Below are 26,800 nucleotides of genomic sequence, written 5' to 3'. Positions count from 1 at the left end.
ATTATCTCGAATTATCGAGTTGAAGGAAAGTCGACGAGTTATATACCATTTACGATATTTGGATGTTTGGCAAAATCCCGTTCTTAGGCACCAAGAATCCCTGACAGAGCTTCCTGCATGGCAGAAACATCCCTTGCTTCTGTCCACATCAACACTGATTCCGGCATGCCTCCAGTGACATAATACATCTTCAATTTCTCATAGAGTGGATTGAAAAAAGCATCTGGAATAGGCTCAATAGTATCCACACTTTCTAAATATTGGACAAGATTTTCATCGCCATTAGCAAGTAGGAATTCTGTAAAGGTCATAGGATCAATCTGCATAAAATTGACCTTTCCCACGGGAAAAGAAGATGGCTTCGCCAAGGCGATTCCCAACAAAGAACCGGCACAAGCAATATGATACTTTGAGGCATTCTCGCAAAAATACTTCATTGAATTGATAACTTTGGGACAGTCCTGTACCTCATCAAAGATAATAAGTGTCTTTTCTGGCACAATCTTCTGGCCACTGGCCAGCATTAAATTCTGCAGGATACGATCTACATCTTTGGTGGTTTCAAAGAATTGTTTATACTCTTCACTCTCATCAAAATTAAAATAGGCTGTATTTTCATAATAGCGTCTTCCAAATTCTTTAAGAATCCAAGTCTTGCCTACTTGTCGCACCCCCTTTAAGATTAGTGGTTTGCGGTAGGGTGAATTCTTCCAATCCAACAACTTCTGCAATATTAATCGTTCCATAGAAAGTCCCCTCACACTTTTATTGTATTTTTCGTGTTTTTAATCACATTTTTTATTACATTGTAAATATATAAAAATTACAACATATATTACAAAATTTTCTTTTTTAAGAAGAAGCAAGATGTCTGCCGGGAACTTTAGAGGCCAGCCGTTCATCTTACCGCCCGCTGGCTCGGCTCGGTTTGCTATATACTCTTTGTTTTCTCTTACTCTTTTATACTGAAACTGGCAAATGAAGCGATTGAAGAAAGAGCTAAATCGGCAATCCATAACGAGGTATAGCTGAGAGATGTACCAACGAGAATGCCTCCCATCCATGCACTGAAAAATGCTCCTATCTGATGACCAATACACAGGGAGCCATACAGAACAGCCATCTTAGCAATTCCTACTTTTTGGCTTATAATACCTGTAGTAGGCGGTACCGTCGAATCACCTGTCAAGCCTAACGCTGCTGTAGCAATAAAGGCAAATGGAATAGACTTTGGCAAGACAGTAAAAGCAACTGCAATTATGATGCGGATACCGTAGACGGAAGCAAGAACATTTTTCGTCTTAAAACGCTGTCCTAAAAATCCCGTTGCAACTGCTCCAATCATAGTAGTAATTCCATAGACAGTTAAAGCAAAGGAAGTAAGATTTGCAGGTATACCACTTGATAAATATTGCGAAAAAAGATGTGTTTCTATAATGGACATATGAAACCCACATGTAGAAAATCCAATCAATAAGCACCAATACGTCCTATCATGCGCCGCACCGCATAAGATACGAAATAAACTTTCTGTCTGGAGCACAACTTCTGTATTGCTGGCTTGAATAGACTGCCGCTTATTACATTTTTCCCTGCCGGAAAGCCATGCAATAACGGGAAGCATGAGCAAGATAGGTATACTAAATATCGGCATTGACACGGTAATTCCACGCCATGCGGTTAAATGCTGAAGCATGGGAGCCATCAATGCATCACCAATTCCTGCGCTTGCCTGTATAATTCCAGAGGCCGCTGCCGCCTTTTTTTCTCCAACAATGGGAGAGATTGCCCCCATTACAACACCTAAACAGAGTGCTCCTGTCCCGGTGGGTAAGACAATCCCAAAAAAGAGAAACATACTCCATTCTCTTGTACAAAAAGGGGTTACTATCAATCCGGAAGCCATCAGAATAATTCCGCAGAGCAGCACAAAAGTGTTGGATTTTTTCAAGGCAATCATTGCAAATAACGGCTGTGTAACTCCATATAAAATCTGTCCGACTCCAATGGCAAAACTAACAGCAGCGTAACTGATATTTGTATGCTGAATGATACCGTTCATCATAATGCCATAATTGTCCTTTGTTCCCTGCATGATTCCAAACACAAGGCATGCTGCAACTATGGCAATCAAATATTGAAAAAAACTACTGGGCGCTCTATATTTCTGTTCCATTTTCCTTGATACCAGCTTCGACTAATTCACAATTTGCGAGGTCTGCGTTTTTCAGTTCTTGCAGCTTACTTCCAATACGCAAAATTGCTTTGGAATCATCTTTGCCTAAAAATGCTTCCATTTTCTTTTGGGCTATATTCCAAACAGGAATAGCAGCCTCCAATGCCTTTTCGCCCGTTTCTGACAATTTGAAAGTTTTTCCATGCCCTTCTGCCAGCTCAATGAACTGGCGGGCTTGTAAAACTTTAATATTCCGAACCATTGTGCTTCGGTCTAACCCTACAAACTCTGCCCAGTGTGTAATATTGGCACTTTCCAGCCGCTGTAAGTTAATAAGCAAGTAATATTGCGATATGGTAAGTCCTGTTTCTTTTAATTCTACATCGTAAAAATCAGATATGGCATTTGCGCTTCGCCTCAAATTTGTACAATAGCATTCACTTTTATATAAATTAGACATAGATCATCCTCCTTTGAAGTTTAGTCATGGAAAACACCTCTGTCAAAAAAGATGTTTTTACCGGAAACTGAAACAGGAATCCCCAACCACAAACAATCTGGGGCAAAATCCATTTCTGCGGCGGCTTTTCCGACAGAATACATGATCCGGCAATCTACCTTGTCAAGAGAGGCTGTTGATACCGCGGAAGAAACTGCAATACCCAAATCCACATAGGCAAAACCACAATTCCCTCCGTTGTTTTTACAGCCGTTACAATCTACAAATCCACAATACCCACAATGCGGAACACCTCGCTGCTTTTTATCTGCGCCAATAAGGACAACCGCCTGGGCAGCACGGACATTTGCCGCGTCACGCCCATACCATGTGGACATTTTATCGCCCATTTCCCGTTTCCCGACTTCTTCCATTTTTTGCGCCAATTCTTCCTTTTCCTCTCCTGTCAAAACAAATATATGAAGTGTATCTTTCCCGTGTGCTTTAGGGGCAGTACGCGCAGCAGCGCACATTTTTGTTGTTACATGTAACACAGCCTGTTCTTCCAGATAATCACTTTTATACAACATAGTGTCTCCTCCTTTACGTTATGTGTATATACACCGTGTATATACACATATTATCGTTGAACTTCTTATATGTCAAGCAGTTTTTCTATTTTTGTTATTATCTGCAAGTTTATAAATGCAAGGTACATATTCTTTTCACGCATAGAACAGGCGACAGTTCCCTTTCTTTAGGAAACTGCCGCCTTATCATATTTCACACTTTTATCTCAGAATCATGTCATTTCAAGGCTCTTTCAAAAATGGTGTAGTAGTGGTGTAGTAAGTGCCTTTCTTCCTTGTGAAACCATTGATTTTACAGGCTTTTCCGGGACTTTTCAAGATACTGCCGTGGCATATAAATAATACTTTTATCATCTTGAATATATCCTTTCATAAACCTTTAAACCTTGATATTACAGGCTTTTTGGCACTTTTCTTCATTTTTGATTTTTGCTCCAAATTCACGTAATTCTATGTAAATCTACGCAAATTCTCGAGCAAATGGTGTAGTAAGTGGTAGAGCAAAAGCATTATTTTATACAATTCATAAGATGCAGTTGTCGCAAATTTTGCGACAACTGCATTTTGCTCGGATAATTCTTCTTTCAAGGCGTTATTGATATGCTTTCCAATGGTTTTAATATCCCGTTCAAACAATTCAGCTATTTGTCCCCTGTTAAGCCAAACCGATTCATTTTCTATCATAACAGGTAATGAAATGCTTTTATCTGCCGTTTCAAAAATAACAATTTCATTTCCTTTCATCATAGGCATTCCTTCATCTCCATGTTATAGCTTGATTCATATCTATGATTTGATTTTTGTCATATTTTCTTTTTAATTGGATTGGGCAGAAGCCATCTACCCAATTCATATCATATCAAAATATCTTTCAAAATTCTATGATAATCCGAAAACTCTTTTTATTGCCAGTGGGATTGCGGTCGCCCTATTTCAAATATGCTTTGTTTTCCTGCATTGTGCGCCAGTAACAGATGGAAACTACAACGCTGTTATATCTTCCCCAAATTCCTCAAAGCGTTTTCGCTAATCAGAATTTTTACTCCGTTCTGAATCACAAAACCTGAATCCATGTGATCGGCAACAATGCTTCTCAGCTTTTTCACCAATATTGAAATAGTCTGCCTCTTCATCAATCGTATTTTGACAACCGCAAAGGAATTATAAAAGGTATTTACATGATTTGTAACTCTCTTGAAAATAGTAGGTTCTCCTGTGTAGATACGGATTTTGATTCCATTATGATTTTTTCTCTATTTACACCTTTTTCAACAGCATAGGCTGTCATAGCTTCACTTTCGGAAATATCTTCACCGGGGCTTTGCCCTCCTAATCGCCTCTTTTCTTAAAATATCCCTGCCGAACGAAGGCCTTACTCTGTTCGGTAGGATATTTTCAGAGTTTACTTACAATTCATTAATTGTTTCAGTTACAGATATATTCCGCATTCTTTTTGCCGGAGCATATGCGGCGATAGCTATTGCGAAAATGACAAACAAGAGTATGATCACCAACGAGGTAATTGGTAAACTCCAGACCGCATAGCTGAAATGGTTGGTAACGAGAAAATCATATAGCAGCTTGCTAAAGGGTAATCCTACTACACAGCCAATCACACATCCCCAAAAAGCGTAGGTAACAGTTTCAGCAACAATCATTTTTGTTACTTGATGTTCATCCATTCCCACCGCGCGCATGGCTCCGTACTGTTTAATCCTTGCAGATACACTCATGGAAATGCTGTTGACGATGTTTAATACAGTAACCAATGTGATAATTGCTAAAAAGCCATAAATGCAGACAACGAAAGCAAGATATGTGCCAGCTGTGCGCTGATCGCGCGTATCCTTGAAGTTATAATTGTTTCCCACGGTGTTGTGGATTGCTGCAACATCTTCATCAGTTGCATCGTTGGCTGTTTGCACCATAATAAGAAAGTAGTCAGTAATGCCTGTTAATCGAGAAAATGTTTCACTGGAAATAATCAGCGTGATTTTACCGTGGGTAAGGCCATCGTTGCTAAAAGGATCGTATTTCAGCAAACCTGCAATTTCAAGTTCTTCATCTCCTATAAGGACTTTATCTCCAATTTTCCAAGAACTATTATGATCCCATGTTGCAAGAACATAGCTGCTATCCCCATAAATTTTTGACAGATCGCTGCCCCTTTGCAGCATACCGTCTTTTTTGAGGCAGTCTAAATCAAAATCGTCAAAGGAAATAAGGTCAATCCTACTGGAAAACGTCGCGTCATTGTCCAAGCCCGCAGGAATATCAAAGCTGCTCCGGCGACCATATACCTGTTTTACTCCCTCTATACCACTGATTGTATCAATCAATTCACTGTTGATGGTATTTGCTCCGTCGCTACTGGAGATATCAATATCAGAAGAAGCAGCTGATTGTGGCATAAGATGATCAACAAAATCTATCAGAACAGAAAAACTCAAAAACAAGATAATGCTAAGGGCAAAAGAGCCAGTCATCAGGATCAGGTTTTTCCTTGCAGAAGTTGCATGGTGAATACCCAGGGCCGTTTCAATTTTGATAAAACGTGTGCGAACCGAATGCCGGACAATGTTTGCGTTTCCTGAATTGCCCGAAACTGCTGCGATAGGAGATACCTTTGCGGCCCGTTTGGCCGGAGAACTTGCGGCAAGCAATACCGTAATAATGCCAACAGCAATACCGCTAACAATCCCAATAATGCTGACACCAAAAAGAGGGATGTTGGAAAATTCTTCGCCTACAAGAAAGCGCAGAGCGGCACACAGCCCCCATGTGGTCACAATTCCAAGCAAAAGGCCAATCGGAACCGCAGTTTTGCACCAGTTTAAGGCTTCCAGTCGAACAAAACGGATAATCTGCTGTTTGCTCATTCCGATACAACGCATCATGCCAAAGAATTTAATTCTTTGAGCAACGCTGCTGTTGATACTGCTTGCGATCATCAGAACGCCTGCAATTAAAATAAGCAGAAACAATACAAAGGCAGTTAATAAAAGAGTTTGCCCCATTTGACTGTCAAACAAATTTTGGAACGAAAAACCGTTATGCTTCGCTGCTAATCTTGTTTGTTCCATCCTTGCTCCCATTTCAGCCATACTAAACACAGCCGTTACCATAAATACAGCAAAAATTATGCACAAAAGCGTCATGCGGTTCTGCCGCTTGTGTACTTTAGCTGAAATTGGAATTAAACTTAAATAGCTTCTCATTCGCGGCACCTCCCGAAATCAGTTAATACGCCATCAGACACTTGGAGGATGCGGTCGGCAGTCTGGGCAATACTCCTGCTATGGGTAATCATCACAATGGTCTGCTCGTATTTTTTCGATGCCTCTTTCAACAGGGCGATGACTTCACTGGTGTTCTGCGTATCAAGGTTGCCGGTCGGCTCGTCAGCAAGGATCAGCGCCGGCCGAGTAATCAAAGCACGTCCAATCGCCACTCTCTGCTGCTGACCACCGGAGAGCTGGCTGGGCAGATGGTGGCGGCGCTCTTTCAGATTGAGCACCGTCAGCAGTTCTTCCAGATACTTCTTGTCGGGTTTCTGGTAATCAAGCAGCATTGGAAAAATGATATTCTGCTCCACAGTAAGCTCCGGCACAAGGTTAAACGCCTAAAAAATAAAGCCAATATTTCTGCGCCGGAATACGGTGAGCTTTCGGTCATTCATCGAAAAAAGATCCTTGCCATCGATCATTACCTTGCCCGATGTAGGGTTGTCAAGCGCACCAATCATATTCAGGAGCGTACTTTTGCCGGAACCGGATTCTCCGACAATCGCTACGTATTCGCCTTTCGGAACCGAAAAGCTGACATTTTTCAACGCCTTTACAGCGGTTTCACCGCTGCCATAGGTCTTACAAATGTTATTGACCTCTAATAAATTCATAGTGCAAACACCTCTTTCTAAATGATTTTGCTGCGGCAGGTCAGATTGCTTTTACTTGTATTCCCCGCCTGTGCTTGAAAGAATAGCACATGAATATTACTGTACGCCTACAGACAGCCTACAATTTTGTAGGAATTAGGAAACTTATTGTGAATGTCGTTCCCACACCGAGTTCGCTGTCAACCTCAATTGTTCCGTTATGTGCTTCAATAATTGCTTTTGCCAGAGGCAGGCCCAGCCCAATACCTTGCTTATCTTTTGAAAAACGGCTGCGGTAAAAACGCTTGAAAATATGGTACAAATCCTCCGGATGAATACCACAGCCGTTGTCTTTTACGATAATCTGAACAGCAGAGGATAATGCGCTCCATTCGATAAGAACCATATCACCTTTTTCTGTATGATCAAGGGCATTTTTAACAATATTGTCTATGGCCTCAATCAGCCAGTCACGGTCACAAAGAAGTGAAATTTTATCAGAGCCAGACAGGATAAGTTCTTTCTGCTCCTGTCTGGCTCTGTATACAAAATGTAGTTCGACGTCCCGCATCATATTGGCCACATTTTCCATGTTCTTTTCAATCACGATGGAACCGGCATCCAGCTTTGTGATTTTCAGCAGATTTTGTACCAATGTTTCAATACGATCAAGTTCCTGCTCCGATAATGTGGCAAATTCTTTTACGGCGGGCAATTCCTCGGCTTCGTCTTGCAGCAGACCGTTATAAATATTTAACGCTGCCAGCGGTGTTTTCAGTTGGTGGGAAATATCTGATATGGTATTTTTCAAAAATTCTTTTTCCCGGAGTTCATTTGCTGCATGAGCATTTAAGACTGCGGCCAATGAGTTTACGGAATGGAACAGCCTGTATAACTCGCCCTCGTTATCACATTCGATGCGGGCGTCCACATCTCCGGCAAGGTAGGCGTTGATCTGCGATACGGCATTTTCCATAATTTTGTTTTGCCTGTTGAAATACCAAAAACAGATTGCCCATATAGTTCCCGCTGTTAAAAGGCAAAGCAATAGCAGCCATAGGGAAAAATCTCTATAAAGCAGCCAGATGGAAACCTCTATCAAAAAGAGAAAGGCAGTCAAAACCGCCGAGATAGCTTGAAAAAAGCGTTTTATATCTTTGTTCACAAATATTTTCATAGCATACCTCAATCCATTACATTCCATTTGTAACCCATGCGCCGAACAGTCAAGAGCATTTGCGGCTCACTTGGATTATCCTCGACTTTCATTCTCAATCGACGCATATATACAGTAAGTGTACCACTGTCTATATAGTTACCCTCGCAATCCCACAGCTTATCTAATATCTGTTCTTTGGAAAGTACCACATTGGGATTTTGCATGAACAGGCACAACAGCTTATATTCTGCGGCAGTCAAATCCAACAATTCCCCATTTTTGAACGCCTGTCCCTGCAATAAAAGCACTTTGATTCCGTTGGATTGCAGTTCCGTATCTGCTGAACCAAAGTCCTTTGCCCGCCGAAGCAAAGCGTTTATTCTTGATACAAGTACCCCCAGCTTGAACGGTTTTGTGATATAGTCATCGCCGCCTATATCCAGCCCCATAATAATGCTCGTTTCCTCGTCTGAAGCAGTTAAAAAGATAATTGGCACTTTGGAAACCTGCCGGACTTTTTTGCAAAATTCAAATCCCGAGCCGTCAGGCAACGATACGTCCAAAATCAACAAATCATATTTGTCGTCTGCCCATATAGTATCCGCCTCTCTGAGCGTTCTGGCAACGTCCAGTCTAAACCCCTGCTTTTTGAAAGCAAAAGACAGTCCGTGAATCAAGCTCAAATCATCTTCAAGAAGTAATATCTTATTCATACCGGTTTTCCTTTCTTCTGCCATCGACCGGCTTTTCTGCGTTCTTTGGAATCAGCCACATATAGCCGATTTTTGAAATGCCAGGTATGCGGCTGTCCTCACAAAGTTTCTGCACCCGTCTTTCAGAAATGCCCCATTTCTTCGCTGCTTCGGGGCAGCAATCAAATCAGCGGGGAAGGGACGCAAGGAGTCCCGGAACCAAGTGAGTGACGAGATGTATCCATTCAGGTTCAGAATATACCCCACCCATCCGTTCTCCTTCGGATGAAATCCGCATCATTGGGATTCCCCTCTATCTGAACCTCCTTTCACTGCATCCAATAATGCTTCTCTCAGCTCTTGATCGCAAGCATAAATATATAGTCCATTCACTCCACGCGTCATAAGAACACGAACCTCATGCTGGATTAATGTTTCACCGAATTGCTTTTTGGTCCCATCGGAAAGAGTGCGGTTTTGGGTCATCTTTGGATAACTTTTTTCAGAAGGGTCAAAGATTATCTTTCCATCACGATATTTTACGGATGGCCCAAGGATCACACCCGCATAATTCAGATCAAAGCCCTGGATCGTAAAAGTCGATCCCACTTCATTTATTGTCTGCGGTCGCTCTGCCCATGATAAAGACTTATTTGCGCGCCGTTCCTCCTTCGATAAATTCTGTTCTAATTCCCTGTTCCAGGGCTTATGCCAGTTTCCGATCACTACCTCCCAATATTTACCAGGCCTGTTTTTCAATGATTTTTTGTTTTTATAGGCCCAATCATACGTAGCGATCAATCGGGAAAGTTTATGCTTTTTATCGGATGCCTTTTTCTTTAACGCAGCTTCAAGCTCATCCGGCTCACGAAATATACATATTTCATATCCGCCCAAATCTGTTGGTAAGTTTCGTATTTGCTGATGTTTTGTGAATCCGTCGATCCAATCAACCACATCCTTGGAGGCCTTGATTCTGAGCTGATCTTAATGCATCAGCCGGTGTTCGATATCCAGGGTTAATGACTTATTAAAGTGTTCGTGTCCAATAATATACAGGATTGCATCATGGGTTGAAAGCTGATGCTGCCATTTGTGAGTATTTGACCGGAGATCATAATGCTGCTTTGTCCTTTGGATCACATTATTGGATTCTCCTATGTAGACCTCATAATCATCGACATCCTGCCAGCTATGAATGTATACAGTGGGAAACTGAAGCATAATATCCTGTTCTTTTTTCGGGGCGTTTTTTTCTAAGGTGTCCTGAAACTCCAGTAAGGATTTAAGATTATCTGCAATTTTATAAACAATAGGCGTTCTATCTGTTCCCATAAATATGATACCTCATTCGTGCACTTTTTCATTTGGCCCAAAATGATCCTTTTCACATGTTCCATCCTCTAATTCCGTATATTTAGCACTATTCCCATATGCCTTCTCCACCGGATATTTTTTCTTGTTTTTCTCAAGCTTTTTCAAGATGATCTCATCTATTTTCATTCCAACCGCATCAGCCATTAGTCCACAGTAGATCAGGACATCTGCCAGCTCTTCTTCGAGCCGGTCTCTTTTCTCCTCGACCAGTACATCTTTCCCGGACCACTGAAATACTTCTAATAATTCTGCCGCTTCCAGGGAAATGGATATGGCAAGGTCCTTTGGATTGTGAAACTGCTTCCAGTTCCGTGCATCTCGAAATGCGGTTATTTCCTTCTGTAATTCATCAATTGTTTTCATTGGCAGCCTCCAGGATCTATAAGGTTTACAACAAAGCCGGATAACCTTTCGGATATATCCACGATTTAGTATACTTTATCCTGAAAACAATATCAATGTGCCTTTCCTATTTTATTTTCCAGCTCACCGCAGCCGCCATTGCTGCCAGCATCATATCTGCAATCCAGATCAGGCCGTATTCCCCTGTGGCAGCCAAACAGATCCCTCCAAGCCAAGCGCTTAAGAAGCTGCCGATCTGGTGGGAGAAAAACACGATCCCAAACAGAGTGGCCAGCTTCGCGGCACCAAAGAGGCGCTCCGTGATCCCGGACGTGGGAGGCACGGTGGCATTTCCCGTGAGGCCGAGAAGGATTGCAAATCCATAGATGGTGACCAGTGTTTTTGGCAAAAAAAGAAATGCTGGCACCATGAGCACTCTGAAAGCATATATGCCGCTTAAAACCTTTTTCATGGAAAATCGGCTGCAGAGCATTCCGCTCACAACAGCCCCAGCCATTGTGGCAATGCCGTAGGCAGAAAAGGCGAAGGCCGCTACCTGGTCGGTAAAGCCAAAGGTAGTGATCTGTGTGTACAGATGGGTTTCGATGATCGCCATATGGAAGCCGCAGGTGAAAAAGCCGGCCAACAAAAACCAGTAGTTTTTATCCTGCAGGGCCTCCTTTAACATTTGTCCGAGGCGGACATCATGTTGGCCTGCATCTGCAATCTGCTGCTTTGCTGCTCCGGGACGGCACATGAAAATGGATACCGGAAGCAGAAGCAGGGCGGGGATCCCCAGAAAGAGGGCTGCTCCGGTCAGGCCGCCCAGGGCGGTCAGGGCCTGGATGACAGGTGAAAGGATGGTGCTTCCCACGCCGCTGCTGGCAGTCACAACACCTGACACCGCCGGGGCTGCATCGGGAGAGAGCTTTGGTGTAATGGTTCCCATAATAATGCCGAATGACAATGCCGCTGTGCCGGAGGGCAGGATAATGCCTAAGACCAGCATTAATGTCCACATGGATCTGCATAAGGGGAGCAGCAGCAGTCCCGCTGTTGTCAGTGCAATGCCGCTGCGGAGCACAAAGGGATTTGATTTCTTTAAGGCTGCCACGCCAAAAACAGGCTGCATGATACCGAAAAAGAGCTGGGCCACTGCAAGCACAAAGCTGACGGAAGAATAGCCGGCGCCGCTGCTTTCTGAAATAGGACCCAGAAGGATCCCGTAATTGGCACGGATCCCGGCGCTGATCCCATAGGTCAGGCAGGCGGCGATCGTGATAAAAACAGTAGAATCCATGTTAACTGTCGACCTCCCCGTTGGCAAGCCAGCCTTTGCACAGGTCAACCCATTCTGTCATATGGAAATGGGTGATGAACTCCTCCAGAGTCATATGGATGGTGCTGTTTAGGCTTCCTCCCGCATCCCCGGCCATTGCCACAAGAATGGGTCCGTCATTCAGCAGAAAGGACATGGTCTTTGCGATCCGCGCAGGCTCCCATCCAATGGCCTTAGCTGCATGCTCCACCGTATCGCCGGTTTCCTGCCGGACAGTGATATGTCTGCCTGATCCAACATTGTCAAAATACCGTTTTACTTTTTCGTAAGACATTTCAAATACCTCCATTGCTTTCTTGACCGTATTATATATCTGGCATACAATATAAGTAAAACAAAAATTTCTAATTCTAATATAAGGAAAAGTGATGTAATATGAACAAATATATTGCTCTTCAAAAGATCGTAGAATTTGGAAGCTTTTCCAAAGCAGCGGAGGCCATGGGATATTCCCAGTCTGCCATGAGCCAGATGATCGCCTCATTAGAGGACGAGCTTTCCATCAAGCTGATCAACCGTTTCCGAAGCGGTATCAAACTGACCCCGGAGGGAGAGGAGCTGTATCCCCATATTGAGCAGCTTATTTTCCAGTACCATATGGTCCGGGAAAAGACAAAGGAGATCAAAGGGCTGGAGACAGGCGTGATCCGCATGGGCACTCTGGCCAGCATCTCTGTGCACTGGCTGCCGGAATTATTAAAAGAATTTAAGGAGCAGTATCCCGGCGTGGAATTTGTGATCCATCAGGGAGATTATACCTCCATCCAGGAGTGGATCAAGACCGGTATGATCGACTTCGGATTTGTAAACCCGGCGGCAGTGAGCGGGATCGAGACGATCGTATTAAAGCAGGGGGATATGCTGGCAGTGCTCCCGCCGCAGCATGCACTGGCGGAAAATGAGACCGTATCACTGAAAGATCTGGCAGGTGAGCCGTTCATCCTGCTTGAGGAGGGACATTACTATGAGCCTCTGGAAGCCTTTGCTTCCATAAAGGTAAAACCAAATATCAAATACATCATCCATGACGACTATACGATCATGACCATGGTGGAGGCCGGCCTGGGGGTCAGCATTTTGGCGGAGCTGATCCTGCACCGGACAAACTATGATATTGTCCTGCGGCCCACAGAGCCTCCCATCAAGCGCACGATCGCCATCGGGTATAAGGATAAAGCCAGCTTAACCATAGCAAGCCGCAGATTCATCGAATGCCTGCGCTCTCGTGTGGAAGAACTGCCGTGACTGTCTGCTTGTCCGGACAGCTGCAAAATTTTCGTGAATATTTAGGAAAAATCCCCAATTAGCACATACAATTTGAGAAAAATATGTTATAATCTTAGCAGAGATGAAAGGACCGGACATTCATGCAGACCCTAAATGAACACATAAAAGCCCACACCTTCAAAACCGCATATCTCCTCTACGGCGAAGAAGCTTTTTTAAAGAAAAGCTATAAAAACCGCCTGCGGGAAGCCATCACAAACGGCGATACCATGAACTACAATTATTATGAAGGGAAGGGAATACCAGTTAGTGAGATCATTGCCTTAGCGGATACCATGCCCTTTTTCGCGGAAAAGCGCCTGATCCTCATAGAGGACAGCGGCTGGTTCAAGGGCGGTGCAGGGGCAGAGGAGATCAGCAGTTACATTGAGAACATTCCGGATACCACCTGCCTGCTTTTTGCTGAGACCGAGGTAGACAAGCGGAGTAAGCTGTACAAGGCAGTGAAAAAATGGGGCTGCATTGCCGAGATGACGAGGCAGGACTCTGCCCAGCTGGGAAGATGGGCAGCAGGCATACTGGCAAAGAGCGGGAAAAGGATCACAGGCCGCACCATGGAGTTTTTCTTAAGCAAAACAGGAGATGACATGGAAAACATCAGTTCCGAGCTGGAAAAGCTCATAAGCTACACCCTGGGCCGGGATGTGATCACAGATGAGGACGTGGAAGCCATCTGCACCACCCAGGTCACCAACAAAATTTTTGATATGATAACAGCCATCGCCAACCGTCAGACAAAAAAGGCCATGGATCTGTACGAAGACCTGCTGACCTTAAAGGAACCGCCCATGCGCATCCTGTTTTTGATCGCACGCCAGTTCAACCAGATCCTGCAGGTAAAGGAGCTCATGGGAAAGGGCATGGATAAGAGCACCATTTCCTCTAAATTAAAGCTCCAGCCCTTTGTTACGGGAAAAGTCATGCTCCAGGCAAAGAATTTTACAAACGAACAGATCTTATCCTATGTAAATCTATGTGTAGATGCAGAGGAAGGCGTCAAAACAGGAAAGCTCCAGGACAGATTGGCAGTGGAGCTTTTGATCGCTAACCGGTATTAATTTACGATCCACTGCCCGCCCCGAAGGGCAGACAACATATCAAACATAAAATAAGAGGTGAAATCATGTCAGAGACAATGGTATTAGAAGAGATCAGACAACAGGCAAAAAACGTATTAAGGGAGCTCCTTGAAGCGGCCTCCCTGAAGCCGGGCCAGATCCTGGTGGTGGGCTGCTCCTCAAGTGAGATCGGCAGCTTTAAGATCGGCTCCCATTCCAGCGAGGAGATCGGCCGGACTGTTTACCAGGCGCTCTACGAGGAGCTGGAACCCATGGGCATTTACCTGGCTGCCCAGTGCTGTGAGCATTTAAACAGGGCATTGATCCTGGAGGAGGAGGCTGCCCTCAAATACGGCTATGAACCGGTCAATGTAGTTCCCCAGCTAAAAGCAGGCGGGTCCTTTGCAACGGCTGCCTATGGAACCTTAAAGCAGCCCGTGGCGGTGGAGCACATCCGCGCCCATGCAGGCATTGACATCGGAGACACTTTGATCGGGATGCATTTAAAGGATGTGGCGGTCCCGGTGCGCATACAGACAAAGGAGATCGGAGGAGCTCACGTGGTCTGCGCCCGCACCCGTCCCAAATTCATCGGAGGAATCCGTGCCAGATATAATGAGGGGAACATGTAAACAGGTATCCTAAGGGCCTTCTGCCTGTAAGGCGAAAGGCGTGAAGATAGAGAATATCAGGAAAGCGAAGGAGGTATGGTTATGAGCAAGGTCATTACAATCAGCCGTCAATATGGGAGCGGTGGCAAGGAGATGGGGGAAAAGCTTGCCAAACGCTTGGGGATTCCTTTTTATGGGAAGGAACTCATTGCCATGATAGCAGAGGAAGGGGATATTGAACCGGCGATCCTGGAAGCTCACGATGACCTGGAACCGGATGTGGACGGTTTTTCCGTTCTTCATGGTTCCGGCCATTCACAGACATCTGTCACACAGCGCATCTATGCTGCCCAGGAGGCAGTGATCAAGCGCCTGGCAGAAGAAGGCCCCAGTGTGATCGTGGGCAGATGCGCAGATGCCATACTGCCTCAGGCGATCAATATCTATGTATATGCAGACCTGGAATGCCGTATCCGGCGCATTATGCAGGTGCACCCGGAGCTTGCAAGATACAACATCAAAGCCAATATCCAGGCCGTAGACAAACGCCGCAAGGCATACCACGAGTATTATTCCACCGCCGAATGGGGGAAAATGGAGGCCTACGATATTTGCTTAAACAGCGGCCTGATCGGAGTGGACGGCTGTGTGGAGGTGGCACTTTCCTATATAGAGCGGGTAAAATGATGATCTTCAGGCCATCAGGCTTAATGGATGACAGACAGGGAGCTGATCACTTTTAAAGGTGGTCAGCTCTCTGTTTTCTATGTGCATCCTGTTGCTCTGCAGGATGCTGTTTGGGGCTTGTTCTTGTTTCGTTAATCCCCAAAATAGATTTGCGCTTCGGAAAAAAGGGCAGCTTTTCCGCTTAAAACAGTTCGTTCTCCTTCATAGCGGCAATATAAGACACCGCCCCTGCTGGATGCCTGATAAGCAGTCAGCTCATTTTTTCCTAATTCTTTTGCCCATAAAGGGATCACATGACAATGTCCTCTGCCGCAGACAGGATCTTCTGAAACATTACATTTTGGTGCAAAGGTGCGGGTGACGCAGTCGTAAGAGGTTCCCTTTGACGTGACATGCAGGCATAAACCGTCCAGCCCACGTATGATATCAAGATCGGGGATAACCTTTTTAACCTGTTCCTCGCTATCCAGTACGCAGACGATATCAGCGCCGATATAAGCCTTAGAGGGCCTTATGCCGATTGCCCGGATGAGTATATCTGTAATATCAATAGACATAAGTGAAAAGGAAGGAAAATCCATAACGAGCAGATCATTATCCCTTTTTACGGTCAACACTCCGCTTAATGTATCAAATTGAACCTGCTTACACTCCGGTTCCGTAAATCGCATAAGAACATAAGACGTTGCAAGGGTGGCGTGTCCGCAAAGCTCTACCTCGCCGCCAGGTGTAAACCAGCGAAGATGGTATTTCCCATTTTCCTTTACCGCAAAAGCAGTTTCCGATAAATTGTTTTCAATAGCGATTTTTTGCATCGTATCATCAGGCAGCCATTTGTCCATGATACAGACCGCCGCGGGATTTCCGGCAAAAACCTTGTCGGTAAAAGCGTCAACTACATATTGTTTCATTGTTTGCATTTGTGGCTCACTCCTTTTCTCTCTCTTGATTTTATTATATCGGCCTGGTAAAATACATACAATATAAAAATTGTATGTAAAACAATTTTGATAAAGGGGGAATTGCGCATGCCGGTAAATTCATTTGACAGTTATCCTTTAACATGGAAGCCGGAAAAGGAAGGGCTGAAACCGCCGTATTACAAATCTCTTGCGGAAGATTTGGAATATAAGATCAGAAACAATTTATTAAAAGCAGGAACAAAACTTCCTCCGCAGCGTGAAATTGCAGATTATCTTGATCTGAATTATACGACAATTACCAGAGTGTATGAGGTATGCAAAAAGAAAGGGCTGATTTACGGAACAACAGGAAAAGGGACCTTTGTTTCCCCGCATTCTGCGGAAGATATTACGATCACGGCAGCACGCCTTTCCGACATGTGCATTGAAATGGGGGCGATCAATGGTTTTAGTGAGTACAGCGAATTGATCGAACAGGCGACACAGGATGTCATAAAAAAGGGATACCTGAGAAACCTCTATGGATATTCTCATCCTGCCGGACATCCGCATCAGCTTGCGGCTGGGGTCCGCTGGATGGAGCAATTAGGAGCGCATACGGACTGTGAACATACCGCAATTTTCGCAGGGGCGCAAAATGCTTTGACTGTGGCATTTTTATCGCTGTTTTCTCCCGGCGATAAGATTGCTGCTGATGAATATACCTATTCAAACTTTATTGAATTGGCTAGATTGCTTCATCTTATTTTAATTCCTGTTAAGGGAGATGAAAAGGGAATGCTCCCGGAAGAACTGCAAAAGCAATGTACGATCAACAGAATAAAAGGCATTTACTTAATTCCAACTTGCGCAAACCCTACTACCATTACCATTCCGGTCAAGCGGCGCCAGGAACTTGCAGCAGTAATCCAAAAGAATCATTTGATTTTAGTGGAAGATGACATATCCACATGGCTGCTCGCCGCAGATGGTAAGGCTTTGCCGTCTATGTTTGATCTTTTGAACGGACAGAGCGTATATATATGCGGAATGACGAAAAGTCTTTGTCCGGGACTTCGCATTGCCTATATGGCGTTTGGCGAAGATTTTGAGGGCGCTATCCGGCATGGACTCCTGAATGTTAATATCAAGACCTCATCTTTTGATGCGGAGATTATTACGGAACTGATATTGAACGGAAACGCATACAAAATCGCTGCCAAAAAGCAGCACTGGACAAAAAGGAATTGCCTGCTGTATGCGAAATATTTTCCTGACTTTTATAACAAAAACGGAAACGTCATAAGCTATTATCAATGGCTTCCGATCAATGTACAAAGGCCATTTCACGAGATAGAAGATGACCTGTTAAATCAGGGAGTGCGTGTCTATCATTCAGATCGGTTTGCAGTTACCGGAAATACGGAACAGAGTTTTTTGCGGGTTTCTTTGTGTTCTGCTGAAAATACAAAAAAGTTAGAACGTGGACTGCATATTTTGAAAAACTATTTAGAAGAAAATCATTGTTCATGCACTGGATAAGTCCAGGGGATACATATGATATAAAAAATCCTTCCGGTGGGTTAGTCCGGAAGGATATCATGTCTGAAATTCCTTAACAAAATATCAGTTCGCAACTGTTTGGTATCTGTACAGTTACATTAATTCTATAAATTAAGCGATGGAATTAGCAGCCTTGGTTACGCGGGATACTTTGCGGGAAGCATTGTTCTTGTGATATACTCCCTTTGTGCAAGCCTTGTCGATCTCTGCGATAGCAGCTAACAGTGCAGCCTGGGCAGCAGCCTTATCCCCAGCAGCAACAGCAGCATCTACCTTCTTGATTGCAGTCTTAACCTTGGATCTGATCGCTTTGTTTCTAGCAGCCTTAGTCTCGTTTACTAAGATTCTCTTTTTTGCAGATTTAATATTAGCCAATGAAATACACCTCCGTTTCGTTCATCATAATCGTTGTGTTTTCCATCAAAGCCTGGACACGGACAGTTCAATGTAAACATACTATTGTATTCTAGCGAATCTGAACCGGAATGTCAAGTCATATTTGGCGAATTTTTGAAGTTTTTGCTGCGGTTCTGTAACAGTTCAGGCGGCTGCCGGGAGCGCCAGCCGCCCTCCCGGCAGCCGTCTGAACTGTTACGCGGTTTTGCAGGCTTTGGCATAATTTTTTCCTATCTGCAGAAAATGAAAAGAAGAGTATTTGAGAATGGAGGCCAGCCAATGGAAAACGAAGAAAAAGATATGAAAAAGCGCAGCGGGTTCCAGGTCCGCACAGACCTGGCGCTGGAGGAGAAGGAGAGCTTTGAAGGGGATGGCGGGGAGATATCCGGCGTAGCCCTGCGGGAGTGGTTCCACGAGGACAGCCAGGTAAAGCTGACGGAGGTCAGGATTTTAAATGAGGAAGGGGCCGCCTCCATGGGAAAGCCAAAGGGAACCTATCTGACCCTGGAGGCGGACCGCCTTTCAAAGGAGGACGAGGATTATCACAGCAGGATATCAGATGAGCTGGCCCATCAGATTGGCAGGCTTATGAGAAGAATGCTGGAAAATGCCGGGAAAGCCGGAGCTGCCGCAGGAGCCGGGAACACGGACAAAAGTGCCTCTGCCCCTGCCTCCATCCTTGTGGTGGGTCTGGGAAACAGCAGCGTGACGCCGGACTCTCTGGGCCCGCGTGTGTTGGGGAATCTCCAGGTGACGCGTCATCTGGAAGGCCAGCTGGGCCCAGGCTTCTTAAAAAACAGAAATCTCCCCTCCTTAAGCGGCATTGCCCCTGGGGTCATGGCCCAGACAGGAATGGAGACAGCAGAGATCCTAAAGGGGATCATCCATGAGACACAGCCGGACATTGTGATCGCCATAGACGCCCTGGCAGCCAGGAGCGTCCGGCGGCTGGGGACGACCATACAGCTGACAGATACGGGCATCCATCCCGGCTCCGGTGTGGGAAACCACCGCCACAGCCTGACAAGAGAAAGCCTGGGGATCCCCGTTTTAGCCATCGGAGTGCCAACGGTGGTGGGGGCGGCGGCCATTGTCCACGACACGGTATCCGCACTCATCGGAGTTCTTTCAGGAAATGAGACCACAAAAGGAACGGGAAGCTGGATCGCAGATATGGATTCCGAGGACCAGTACCAGCTTATCCGGGAACTCCTGGAGCCAGAGTTCGGCCCCATGTACGTAACGCCTCCTGACATTGACCAGTCGGTAAAGCAGCTGAGCTTTACGATCTCGGAGGGGATCCACAGGGCGGTGTTTCCGCAAAAAGGTTAGCACTTTCAAAAATTCCTTTTCTATGTTAGAATGATAGCTGTCTATTTTTACATGGAGAGGAAATACAGTATGAGATCATTAGGAACACAGGTGGCCGGCCATGGGGCGGCTGTCATAACAGCGATCATATGGGGGACTACATTTATTTCCACAAAGGTGCTTTTAAGGGATTTTTCGCCTCTGGAAATATTAGTCCTTCGTTTTATCATGGGCTTTCTTTTGCTGTGCATCATGAAGCCGGGGCCCATAAGGACAAAAAACTGGAAGGAGGAGGGGATGATGGCCGGGGCAGGCCTTACGGGCATCTGCCTTTATTACCTTTTGGAAAATGTGGCTCTGACCTTTACACAGGCCTCCAATATCAGCGTGATCGTATCCGTTGCGCCTATTTTTACGGCCCTTATGGCCCATTTCTTTCTGGATGGCGAGAGGCTTAAGGGAAGCTTCCTTGTGGGCTTTGTCTGTGCTATGGCAGGGATCTTTCTGATCACCTTCCAGGGGTCGGAGGGAGTGACGCTCAATCCAACAGGAGATATCATGGCCTTGAGCGCTGCCGTTGTGTGGGGTGTGTATTCGATCTTGTCAAAGAAAATAGGGGAAATGGGCTATGACACCATAAAGGCAACCAGGAGGATCTTTTTTTATGGTATTCTCTTCATGATCCCGCCCCTGTTTTTCATGGATTTCCACCCGGATTTCGGGAAGGTGGTTCTCCCGGTGAATCTGTTTAATCTTGTATATCTGGGGCTGGGGGCCTCGGCTATGTGCTTTGTCACCTGGAACTACTCTGTGCGGGTCCTGGGAGCGGTGAAGACCAGCATTTACATTTATATGATACCGGTCATCACCATCATTACCTCCATTCCCATCCTTCATGAGGTCATCACGCCCAGGGCGGCGGCAGGGACGGTCCTTGCCCTGCTGGGGCTCGTGCTGTCAGAGGGCAGATGGGAGCTTCCAGGCCGGAGGATGACCAGCTGCAGGAAGTAAGACCAAAAGATCCGGTCAGCCATAAGGCAGGATGCTGTCCGGGTGAAATATCCACCGTCCGCCTGCATATCATATAAAGATGTAGGAATCAAAAGGTATTTTGACCCCTACGATACCGGATTGTTCCGCACTGCGTGCTTCCACAATCCTCAAAAACATTCATAATCCGCTCATTTTTCTGCGAAAAATGGCTGCTTATGAATGTTTTTGGCGGGTCCCAAGGTCAAAAATTCTCTTGCAAGCAAGCTTGCACCGGATTTTTAACCTTCTGACCCTGGTATCATATAAATAGTATGATGGCAGGTGGAAATGGATATGGGAATCAGATATAAAAGACTTGACAGGCTGCTTCGTGTCTTTCTGGCTGCTGTGGCATTGGGAGCAATACTGGCTGCGGGCAGCCGTTTTTGGAATGAAGGAGCCTTTCACTCCCTGGAAAGCAGGTACAGGGAGCTTGTGGAGATAGCAGGGAGATGGCTGGTGGAGGCTTTGTGGAACCAGGTCCAGCCAGGTATGGGCAGCAGGGAAAGCACTGGGAGCAAAGGCAGAGGAGCAGCCTATGAGATGGACCCCTCCTACCGGAAATACAGGGAGGCAGAGCGTTTCTATCAGGAACACGAGTATCTGGCCTGGTATGGGGATGAGGAGACAGGTCTGGACGCAGGTGTTTACGCTGAAGAGATACCGGAAGAACGTGTTTATGCCGGAGAGATACCGGGAGCAGGCATTTATGCCGGAGGTCTCCCGGAAGATGGGAAGGACGGCCAGGCAGAGGGAGGAGCAGATGCCCAGGCAGCACTCCAGACCCTGGCAGGTGTCCTTGACCGCCCGGTCATTGGCAGTACATATGTATTGGAACAGCTCATGGATTATGATTTTCTCATGAGCCGATTTTACAGTGTGCATACCTCCACCACCGCAGGGCGGGAGCTGATGGATGCCAAAGAGCTGCTGGGTACGGACCTGTCTATGGAAAAGGACAGCTCTGTCCCGCAGATCCTCATCTACCACACCCATTCCCAGGAGGCCTATACGGATTCTGGGCCAGGGCAGACGGTGGTGGGAGTGGGAGAGGCCCTGGCCCGGCTTTTAGAGGCAAAAGGATACGGAGTGTATCATGACACCTCTGTGTACGATCTGAAGGACGGGAAGCTGGACCGCAGCAGGGCTTATAACTATGCCCTGGAGGGCATCGGGAAGATTTTGGAGGAGAATCCGTCGATCCAGGTGATCCTTGACATCCACAGGGACGGTGTGGCGGAAAGCCTCCATCTGGCATCCAATATAGATGGGAAGGACACAGCCAGGATCATGTTTTTCAACGGCCTTAGCCAGACGCCGGAGGGGCCTATTGAATATCTGAAAAACCCTTACCGTGAGCAGAACCTGGCTTTCAGCCTCCAGCTCCAGCTGGGAGCAGAAGCCTATTTTCCGGGATTTACCAGAAAAATCTACCTGAAAGGCCTGCGCTACAATGAACATCTAAGGCCGCGCTCCAGCCTCATCGAGGTGGGAGCCCAGACAAACACCTATGAGGAGGCCGTAAATGCCATGGGACCCCTGGCGGAACTTTTGGATATGGTGTTGCAAGGAAAACAAAAAAATAGTATAATTCAGTAAGCAGTGCGCCCTGAAAAGGAGGGCCAGATAGAATCAGAGAAAGAGGATAAAGAATGGCAGCAGTTGACCAGAGTAAAATTCGCAATTTTTGTATTATAGCCCATATCGACCACGGCAAGTCCACCCTGGCTGACCGTATCATTGAAAAGACAGGACTTCTCACCAGCCGGGAGATGCAGGAGCAGGTCCTTGACAATATGGACCTGGAACGTGAGAGGGGGATCACCATCAAGTCCCAGGCAGTCCGCACCGTATATAAGGCAGAGGACGGCAATGAATATATTTTCAACCTGATCGATACGCCCGGACACGTGGATTTTAATTATGAGGTATCCCGCAGCCTGGCGGCCTGTGACGGAGCCATCCTTGTGGTGGACGCCTCCCAGGGCATTGAGGCCCAGACCCTGGCAAATGTATACCTGGCATTGGATCATGACCTGGATGTATTTCCTGTTATCAATAAGATCGACCTTCCCAGTGCTGATCCTGAGCGTGTGGCTGCAGAGATCGAGGATGTCATTGGCCTGGATGCCAGCGATGCGCCCCATATCTCTGCGAAGACAGGCATTAATATCGAGGCCGTGTTAGAGTCCATTGTCCACAAGATCCCTGCTCCAAAGGGGGATCAGGGGGCGCCCCTTCAGGCCCTGATCTTTGACTCTGTATATGATTCCTACAAGGGCGTTATTATTTTCTGCCGTCTGATGGAGGGCACGGTAAAGAAAGGAACGCCTATCCGCATGATGGCTACAGGGGCAGAGGCCGATGTGGTGGAGGTGGGCTATTTCGGCGCAGGCCAATTTATCCCATGTGATGAGCTGAGTGCCGGTATGGTAGGTTATATCACAGCCAGCATAAAAAATGTCCGGGATACCCGCGTAGGCGATACCGTGACAGAGAGGGACAACCCCTGCGCTGCTCCCCTGCCAGGGTATAAGAAGGTAACGCCTATGGTATACTGCGGCCTTTATCCTGCTGACGGAGCAAAATATAATGATCTGAGGGAGGCTCTGGAGAAGCTCCAGCTCAATGATGCCTCTCTGTTCTATGAGCCGGAGACCTCCATTGCCCTGGGCTTTGGCTTCCGCTGCGGCTTTTTGGGCCTTCTCCATCTGGAGATCATCCAGGAGCGCTTAGAGCGGGAATACAATCTGGATCTGGTCACAACTGCTCCGGGCGTTGTGTACCGCATCCACAAGACCTCCGGGGAAATGATGGAGCTCACAAATCCCTCCAATCTGCCTGATCCAACCGAGATCGACTATATGGAGGAGCCCATTGTGAGCGCTGAGATCATGGTGACCACAGAATTTGTGGGATCGATCATGACTCTCTGCCAGGAGCGCCGCGGCAATTATCTGGGGATGGAATACATCGAAACTACAAGAGCATTGTTAAAATACGAGCTGCCCTTAAATGAGATCATCTACGATTTCTTTGATGCCTTAAAATCCCGCTCCAGAGGCTATGCCTCCTTTGACTATGAGCTGAAGGGTTACGAGCGCTCCAGCCTGGTAAAGCTGGATATCCTGGTGAACCGTGAGGAGGTGGATGCCCTGTCCTTTATCGTCCACGCAGATTCCGCCTACGAGAGAGGCAGGAAGATGTGTGAGAAGCTGAAGGAGGAGATACCGAGGCATCTGTTTGAGATTCCCATCCAGGCAGCTGTGGGAGGAAAGATCATTGCCCGCGAGACCGTGAAGGCTGTCCGCAAGGATGTGCTTGCAAAGTGCTATGGCGGAGATATTTCCCGTAAGAGAAAGCTGTTAGAGAAGCAGAAGGAAGGCAAGAAGCGCATGCGCCAGATCGGCAATGTAGAGATACCGCAGAAGGCCTTTATGAGCGTCCTGAAGCTGGACGAGCAGTAAACCTGCATGCGCCCGGCTGGCGGACGCACTCCCGCAATCGCCGCCAGTATTCGGAATTTGGCCTGCCGGCCTGCTTCCTCATACCGGCCTGGTTGTCAAATGCCTGTACGTCCTTGCGTGCAAGCACGCAGTCCGCACAGCCGCTTGACAACACTTTCATAGTAAGAAAAGTGAGATGAACCACAGCATGACAAACACACAGAAGAAATCCCTGGAACTGTATGTCCATATTCCTTTTTGCGCCAGGAAATGCCTTTACTGTGATTTCCTTTCCTTCCGGGCACTGGCGGCAGTCCACCAGGAATACACTGCACAGCTGATACGTGAGATCGAGGTTCAGGGTGCCTTAAACAATGAATATCAGGTAACGACCGTATTCATTGGGGGAGGCACCCCTTCTGTTATGGATCCCCTATTTATCAGGGATATCATGGATGCCCTGTACAGGAGCTTTGACATTGCAGGGGATGCGGAGATCACCATCGAGGTGAATCCGGGCACCCTCCTTGCGGGGAAGCTTCAAGTGTACCGGGCCTGCGGGATCAACAGGCTCAGCATCGGCCTCCAGTCAGCGGACAACAGAGAGCTCAAGGCTCTGGGCCGCATCCATTCCTTTGAAGAATTTTTAAAAAGCTTTCAGAGCGCCAGAATGGCTGGTTTTACAGACATCAATGTGGATCTGATGAGCAGCATTCCCGGTCAGACCCTGGATTCCTGGAAGAACACCTTAAAAAAGGTGACAATGCTAAAGCCGGAGCACATTTCCGCCTACAGCCTGATCATCGAGGAGGGGACGCCCTTCTGGGACAGGTATGGGGCAGCCGGACAGGAGGCGTCCGTCAGTCTGGCGGCAGTACAGGGCGGTCAGCCGGAAGCACCTGGCAGCCCGGAGGCCGTGTCCGTCAGCCAGCCGGTAACACCTGGCAGCCCGGAGGCCGTGTCCGTCAGCCAGCCGGTAACACCTGGCAGTCCGGAGGCAGTGTCCGTCAGCCGGTTGTCAGCGTCCAACTGGACAGGATCCGCCCTCCGTGGAAGGACGGCCTACCCGCCTCTCCCGGACGAGGACACGGAAAACCGCATTTACCACCTTACCAGGAACTTCCTCAAAAGCCAGGGCTATGAGCGCTATGAGATATCCAACTATGCAAAGCCGGGCCATGAATGCAGGCACAACATCGGCTACTGGACAGAGGCTTCCTATCTGGGACTGGGGCTGGGAGCTGCCTCCTATGTGGGGGGCTGCCGTTTCAGCAATGAACGTGATCTGGATGCTTATCTGAGCCTCGATTTTTCCGGAGAGTCAGGCCTGCCTGCCTTAAAGGCCCTTCACGGTCAGGTGCAGGAGCTTTCCAGGGAGGAGCAGATGGAGGAATTTATGTTCCTCGGCCTGCGCATGATACGGGGCATTTCGGAGATCGATTTTGTGGCAATGTTCGGCGTAAAGCTGGAGACGGTCTACGGCCCTGTGATCAGCCGGCTGAAGGCGGACGGCCTTATGAAGCAGGAGGGCGTCTGGCTGTCCCTGACAGAGTGGGGGATGGATGTGAGCAACTTTGTGCTGAGCGAATTTCTTCTTTCATAGGACAGGCTTCCCTCCGGGCTTTATCATGCGGGATGAAGGGCGGCGCCTACAAAGCCCGGAGTGGGAAGTGGATTCGGAAAAGGGCCTTTGACGGAATATAGATTTTCAAACACATGTTAGGAGGAAGCCATGGAGAAAACCAGCCGATACGCGGTATTGGAAAAGCTGAAGGCATCTGCAGACCCGGCATACCGGGAATTTCACAGCAGGCTGCTGCCTGGGACAGACCGGATCCTGGGAGTGCGTACCCCGGTTCTTCGGGGAATTGCAAAGGAGCTTGTGCGGCAGGGCTGGCGGGAGTACATAAACCAGGTATCCCTTGTCTTAAGCGAGGGCGAGACAGCGCAGACGCCTCTTTACTACGACGAGAGGATCATATGGGCCTTGTGCATTTGCGGCGGCTGTAAGTCATGGGAGGAGGCAGCTCCCTTTGTGCAGGATTTTATCCCTGTAATCGACAACTGGGCTGTCTGTGACATTTTCTGCGGCTCCCTGAAAGCAGCGGGGAAATGCCGGGAGGCGGCCTGGGAATTTCTCCAGGAATATCTTGTCTCAGAAAAGGAGTACGAGATCCGCTTTGGCCTTGTGATGCTTTTGTCCCATTTTGCAGACGACGAGTATGCAGACAGGGCCCTGGCCGCCATTGACAGGATCCGCCATAGGGGATATTATGCCAGGATGGCAGCCGCCTGGGCAGTGTCTGTTTACTATGTGAAAATGCCGGAGCGCACGGAGGCTTATCTGGAAAAATGCCGCCTGGATGACTGGACTTACAACAAGGCCCTCCAGAAGATCACAGAGTCCAACCGGGTGGACAAGGAGACAAAGGCGCGTATCCGTGCCATGAAGCGCAGGTAGAATTGTAGGTTTGTCAAACATTTGTTACACTGACTGCAAATAATTCTTTAGCACC

General features: G+C 47.0%; 26 protein-coding genes and 3 pseudogenes. 11 read left to right on the top strand and 18 right to left on the bottom strand.

The window, feature by feature from the left end; translation table 11 throughout:
* Positions 1-86: 86 nt before the first annotated feature.
* From LIZ87_RS19140 to LIZ87_RS19065, 16 genes and pseudogenes are all read right to left on the bottom strand, one after another.
* A pseudogene (locus LIZ87_RS19140) lies at positions 87-746 on the bottom strand (ATP-binding protein); the annotation flags it as partial.
* A gap of 206 nt (positions 747-952) precedes the next feature.
* A complete protein-coding gene (locus tag LIZ87_RS19135; RefSeq protein WP_227148844.1) occupies positions 953-2,176 on the bottom strand; it encodes an MFS transporter in 1,224 nt (407 codons plus the stop codon).
* Positions 2,160-2,636 (bottom strand): MarR family winged helix-turn-helix transcriptional regulator, encoded by a 477-nt coding sequence (locus tag LIZ87_RS19130; RefSeq protein ID WP_227148843.1) that lies wholly within the window; start codon positions 2,634-2,636, stop codon positions 2,160-2,162. Before LIZ87_RS19130 ends, LIZ87_RS19135 begins: the two co-directional genes overlap by 17 nt.
* 20 nt (positions 2,637-2,656) lie before the next feature.
* A complete protein-coding gene (locus LIZ87_RS19125; RefSeq protein WP_227148842.1) occupies positions 2,657-3,205 on the bottom strand; it encodes a ferredoxin domain-containing protein in 549 nt (182 codons plus the stop codon).
* A 450-nt stretch (positions 3,206-3,655) separates the two neighbouring features.
* Complete coding sequence (locus LIZ87_RS19120; protein WP_227148841.1) at positions 3,656-3,958, bottom strand: hypothetical protein; 303 nt, start codon at positions 3,956-3,958, stop codon at positions 3,656-3,658.
* A 421-nt stretch (positions 3,959-4,379) separates the two neighbouring features.
* Positions 4,380-4,523, bottom strand: a pseudogene (locus LIZ87_RS22950) (YdcF family protein); the annotation flags it as partial.
* 88 nt (positions 4,524-4,611) lie between these two features.
* Positions 4,612-6,423, bottom strand: coding sequence for an ABC transporter permease (locus LIZ87_RS19110; RefSeq protein WP_227148840.1), 1,812 nt, complete (start codon positions 6,421-6,423; stop codon positions 4,612-4,614).
* Positions 6,420-7,103 (bottom strand): annotated as a pseudogene (locus LIZ87_RS19105) (ABC transporter ATP-binding protein). The gene LIZ87_RS19110 and the pseudogene LIZ87_RS19105 overlap by 4 nt, the downstream one beginning before the upstream one ends.
* 118 nt (positions 7,104-7,221) lie before the next feature.
* On the bottom strand, positions 7,222-8,259 hold the full coding sequence (locus tag LIZ87_RS19100; protein WP_227148839.1) for a sensor histidine kinase: 1,038 nt from the start codon (positions 8,257-8,259) through the stop codon (positions 7,222-7,224).
* An 8-nt stretch (positions 8,260-8,267) separates the two neighbouring features.
* Positions 8,268-8,954, bottom strand: a complete 687-nt coding sequence (locus tag LIZ87_RS19095; RefSeq protein ID WP_227148848.1) for a response regulator transcription factor — start codon at positions 8,952-8,954, stop codon at positions 8,268-8,270.
* The gene (locus LIZ87_RS19090) at positions 8,947-9,084 is read right to left on the bottom strand and encodes a DNA-binding protein (RefSeq protein WP_227148847.1); all 138 of its coding nucleotides are present in this window, start codon (positions 9,082-9,084) and stop codon (positions 8,947-8,949) included. Before LIZ87_RS19090 ends, LIZ87_RS19095 begins: the two co-directional genes overlap by 8 nt.
* Before the next feature lie 146 nt (positions 9,085-9,230).
* Positions 9,231-9,908 carry a DNA/RNA helicase domain-containing protein gene (locus LIZ87_RS19085; RefSeq protein WP_227148846.1) on the bottom strand — a complete coding sequence of 226 codons (678 nt, stop codon included), beginning with the start codon at positions 9,906-9,908 and terminating at the stop codon, positions 9,231-9,233.
* 12 nt (positions 9,909-9,920) lie between these two features.
* A complete protein-coding gene (locus LIZ87_RS19080) occupies positions 9,921-10,268 on the bottom strand; it encodes a GIY-YIG nuclease family protein (RefSeq protein ID WP_227148838.1) in 348 nt (115 codons plus the stop codon).
* A gap of 12 nt (positions 10,269-10,280) precedes the next feature.
* Positions 10,281-10,673 (bottom strand): nucleotide pyrophosphohydrolase, encoded by a 393-nt coding sequence (locus LIZ87_RS19075; RefSeq protein WP_227148837.1) that lies wholly within the window; start codon positions 10,671-10,673, stop codon positions 10,281-10,283.
* A 106-nt stretch (positions 10,674-10,779) separates the two neighbouring features.
* A complete protein-coding gene (locus LIZ87_RS19070; RefSeq protein WP_227148836.1) occupies positions 10,780-11,952 on the bottom strand; it encodes an MFS transporter in 1,173 nt (390 codons plus the stop codon).
* 1 nt (position 11,953) lies between these two features.
* Entirely contained in the window at positions 11,954-12,265 is a 312-nt protein-coding gene (locus LIZ87_RS19065) for a hypothetical protein (protein WP_178314733.1), read from the bottom strand.
* Positions 12,266-12,366: 101 nt separating this feature from the next.
* On the opposite strand from LIZ87_RS19065, the gene LIZ87_RS19060 reads away from it, so the two are divergent.
* From LIZ87_RS19060 to LIZ87_RS19045, 4 genes are all read left to right on the top strand, one after another.
* Positions 12,367-13,236 (top strand): LysR family transcriptional regulator, encoded by an 870-nt coding sequence (locus LIZ87_RS19060; RefSeq protein WP_227148835.1) that lies wholly within the window; start codon positions 12,367-12,369, stop codon positions 13,234-13,236.
* A 122-nt stretch (positions 13,237-13,358) separates the two neighbouring features.
* Positions 13,359-14,336 (top strand): DNA polymerase III subunit delta, encoded by a 978-nt coding sequence (gene holA, locus LIZ87_RS19055; RefSeq protein WP_178316064.1) that lies wholly within the window; start codon positions 13,359-13,361, stop codon positions 14,334-14,336.
* Positions 14,337-14,401: 65 nt separating this feature from the next.
* Complete coding sequence (locus LIZ87_RS19050; protein WP_227148834.1) at positions 14,402-14,968, top strand: TIGR01440 family protein; 567 nt, start codon at positions 14,402-14,404, stop codon at positions 14,966-14,968.
* 81 nt (positions 14,969-15,049) lie between these two features.
* Complete coding sequence (locus LIZ87_RS19045) at positions 15,050-15,634, top strand: cytidylate kinase-like family protein (RefSeq protein WP_227148833.1); 585 nt, start codon at positions 15,050-15,052, stop codon at positions 15,632-15,634.
* Between the two features lie 131 nt (positions 15,635-15,765).
* Here the strand turns inward: LIZ87_RS19045 and LIZ87_RS19040 are convergent, their stop codons facing one another.
* Positions 15,766-16,554 carry a PhzF family phenazine biosynthesis protein gene (locus tag LIZ87_RS19040; RefSeq protein ID WP_330664683.1) on the bottom strand — a complete coding sequence of 263 codons (789 nt, stop codon included), beginning with the start codon at positions 16,552-16,554 and terminating at the stop codon, positions 15,766-15,768.
* 108 nt (positions 16,555-16,662) lie between these two features.
* On the opposite strand from LIZ87_RS19040, the gene LIZ87_RS19035 reads away from it, so the two are divergent.
* Positions 16,663-18,078, top strand: a complete 1,416-nt coding sequence (locus LIZ87_RS19035) for an aminotransferase-like domain-containing protein (RefSeq protein ID WP_227148832.1) — start codon at positions 16,663-16,665, stop codon at positions 18,076-18,078.
* Between the two features lie 132 nt (positions 18,079-18,210).
* Here LIZ87_RS19035 and rpsT read toward each other — a convergent pair whose 3' ends face one another.
* Positions 18,211-18,474, bottom strand: a complete 264-nt coding sequence (gene rpsT, locus LIZ87_RS19030) for a 30S ribosomal protein S20 (protein WP_227148831.1) — start codon at positions 18,472-18,474, stop codon at positions 18,211-18,213.
* Positions 18,475-18,774: 300 nt separating this feature from the next.
* On the opposite strand from rpsT, the gene gpr reads away from it, so the two are divergent.
* The 6 genes from gpr (at position 18,775) to LIZ87_RS19000 (ending at position 26,745) form a co-directional block, all read left to right on the top strand.
* A complete protein-coding gene (gpr, locus tag LIZ87_RS19025) occupies positions 18,775-19,827 on the top strand; it encodes a GPR endopeptidase (protein WP_227148830.1) in 1,053 nt (350 codons plus the stop codon).
* Between the two features lie 69 nt (positions 19,828-19,896).
* Positions 19,897-20,817, top strand: coding sequence for a DMT family transporter (locus tag LIZ87_RS19020; RefSeq protein ID WP_227148829.1), 921 nt, complete (start codon positions 19,897-19,899; stop codon positions 20,815-20,817).
* 315 nt (positions 20,818-21,132) lie between these two features.
* Positions 21,133-22,437: a stage II sporulation protein P gene (locus LIZ87_RS19015; RefSeq protein ID WP_178316183.1), complete on the top strand. Its 1,305-nt coding sequence runs from the start codon at positions 21,133-21,135 to the stop codon at positions 22,435-22,437.
* Positions 22,438-22,490: 53 nt separating this feature from the next.
* Positions 22,491-24,305, top strand: coding sequence for a translation elongation factor 4 (gene lepA / locus LIZ87_RS19010; protein WP_178316182.1), 1,815 nt, complete (start codon positions 22,491-22,493; stop codon positions 24,303-24,305).
* A 187-nt stretch (positions 24,306-24,492) separates the two neighbouring features.
* Complete coding sequence (locus LIZ87_RS19005) at positions 24,493-25,887, top strand: coproporphyrinogen-III oxidase family protein (RefSeq protein ID WP_227148828.1); 1,395 nt, start codon at positions 24,493-24,495, stop codon at positions 25,885-25,887.
* Positions 25,888-26,016: 129 nt separating this feature from the next.
* On the top strand, positions 26,017-26,745 hold the full coding sequence (locus LIZ87_RS19000; RefSeq protein ID WP_227148827.1) for a DNA alkylation repair protein: 729 nt from the start codon (positions 26,017-26,019) through the stop codon (positions 26,743-26,745).
* The last annotated feature ends 55 nt before the right edge of the window (positions 26,746-26,800 follow it).

The organism is Lacrimispora sp. 210928-DFI.3.58 (genome assembly GCF_020554865.1).
GTDB lineage: Bacteria > Bacillota > Clostridia > Lachnospirales > Lachnospiraceae > Enterocloster.
This window is presented reverse-complemented; position numbering and strand designations above follow the sequence as displayed.

Bases quoted from the DNA above. Each gene is read 5' to 3' on its own strand.
- holA (WP_178316064.1), top strand. From the start codon at position 13,359: ATGCAGACCCTAAATGAACACATAAAAGCCCACACCTTCAAAACCGCA.
- gpr (WP_227148830.1), top strand. From the start codon at position 18,775: ATGGAAAACGAAGAAAAAGATATGAAAAAGCGCAGCGGGTTCCAGGTC.
- LIZ87_RS19125 (WP_227148842.1), bottom strand. From the start codon at position 3,205: ATGTTGTATAAAAGTGATTATCTGGAAGAACAGGCTGTGTTACATGTA.
- LIZ87_RS19120 (WP_227148841.1), bottom strand. From the start codon at position 3,958: ATGCCTATGATGAAAGGAAATGAAATTGTTATTTTTGAAACGGCAGAT.
- lepA (WP_178316182.1), top strand. From the start codon at position 22,491: ATGGCAGCAGTTGACCAGAGTAAAATTCGCAATTTTTGTATTATAGCC.
- LIZ87_RS19080 (WP_227148838.1), bottom strand. From the start codon at position 10,268: ATGGGAACAGATAGAACGCCTATTGTTTATAAAATTGCAGATAATCTT.
- LIZ87_RS19045 (WP_227148833.1), top strand. From the start codon at position 15,050: ATGAGCAAGGTCATTACAATCAGCCGTCAATATGGGAGCGGTGGCAAG.
- LIZ87_RS19020 (WP_227148829.1), top strand. From the start codon at position 19,897: ATGAGATCATTAGGAACACAGGTGGCCGGCCATGGGGCGGCTGTCATA.
- LIZ87_RS19095 (WP_227148848.1), bottom strand. From the start codon at position 8,954: ATGAATAAGATATTACTTCTTGAAGATGATTTGAGCTTGATTCACGGA.
- LIZ87_RS19135 (WP_227148844.1), bottom strand. From the start codon at position 2,176: ATGGAACAGAAATATAGAGCGCCCAGTAGTTTTTTTCAATATTTGATT.
- LIZ87_RS19050 (WP_227148834.1), top strand. From the start codon at position 14,402: ATGTCAGAGACAATGGTATTAGAAGAGATCAGACAACAGGCAAAAAAC.
- LIZ87_RS19060 (WP_227148835.1), top strand. From the start codon at position 12,367: ATGAACAAATATATTGCTCTTCAAAAGATCGTAGAATTTGGAAGCTTT.
- LIZ87_RS19015 (WP_178316183.1), top strand. From the start codon at position 21,133: ATGGGAATCAGATATAAAAGACTTGACAGGCTGCTTCGTGTCTTTCTG.
- LIZ87_RS19035 (WP_227148832.1), top strand. From the start codon at position 16,663: ATGCCGGTAAATTCATTTGACAGTTATCCTTTAACATGGAAGCCGGAA.
- LIZ87_RS19100 (WP_227148839.1), bottom strand. From the start codon at position 8,259: ATGAAAATATTTGTGAACAAAGATATAAAACGCTTTTTTCAAGCTATC.
- LIZ87_RS19005 (WP_227148828.1), top strand. From the start codon at position 24,493: ATGACAAACACACAGAAGAAATCCCTGGAACTGTATGTCCATATTCCT.
- LIZ87_RS19075 (WP_227148837.1), bottom strand. From the start codon at position 10,673: ATGAAAACAATTGATGAATTACAGAAGGAAATAACCGCATTTCGAGAT.
- LIZ87_RS19070 (WP_227148836.1), bottom strand. From the start codon at position 11,952: ATGGATTCTACTGTTTTTATCACGATCGCCGCCTGCCTGACCTATGGG.
- LIZ87_RS19130 (WP_227148843.1), bottom strand. From the start codon at position 2,636: ATGTCTAATTTATATAAAAGTGAATGCTATTGTACAAATTTGAGGCGA.
- LIZ87_RS19040 (WP_330664683.1), bottom strand. From the start codon at position 16,554: ATGCAAACAATGAAACAATATGTAGTTGACGCTTTTACCGACAAGGTT.
- LIZ87_RS19065 (WP_178314733.1), bottom strand. From the start codon at position 12,265: ATGTCTTACGAAAAAGTAAAACGGTATTTTGACAATGTTGGATCAGGC.
- LIZ87_RS19110 (WP_227148840.1), bottom strand. From the start codon at position 6,423: ATGAGAAGCTATTTAAGTTTAATTCCAATTTCAGCTAAAGTACACAAG.
- LIZ87_RS19000 (WP_227148827.1), top strand. From the start codon at position 26,017: ATGGAGAAAACCAGCCGATACGCGGTATTGGAAAAGCTGAAGGCATCT.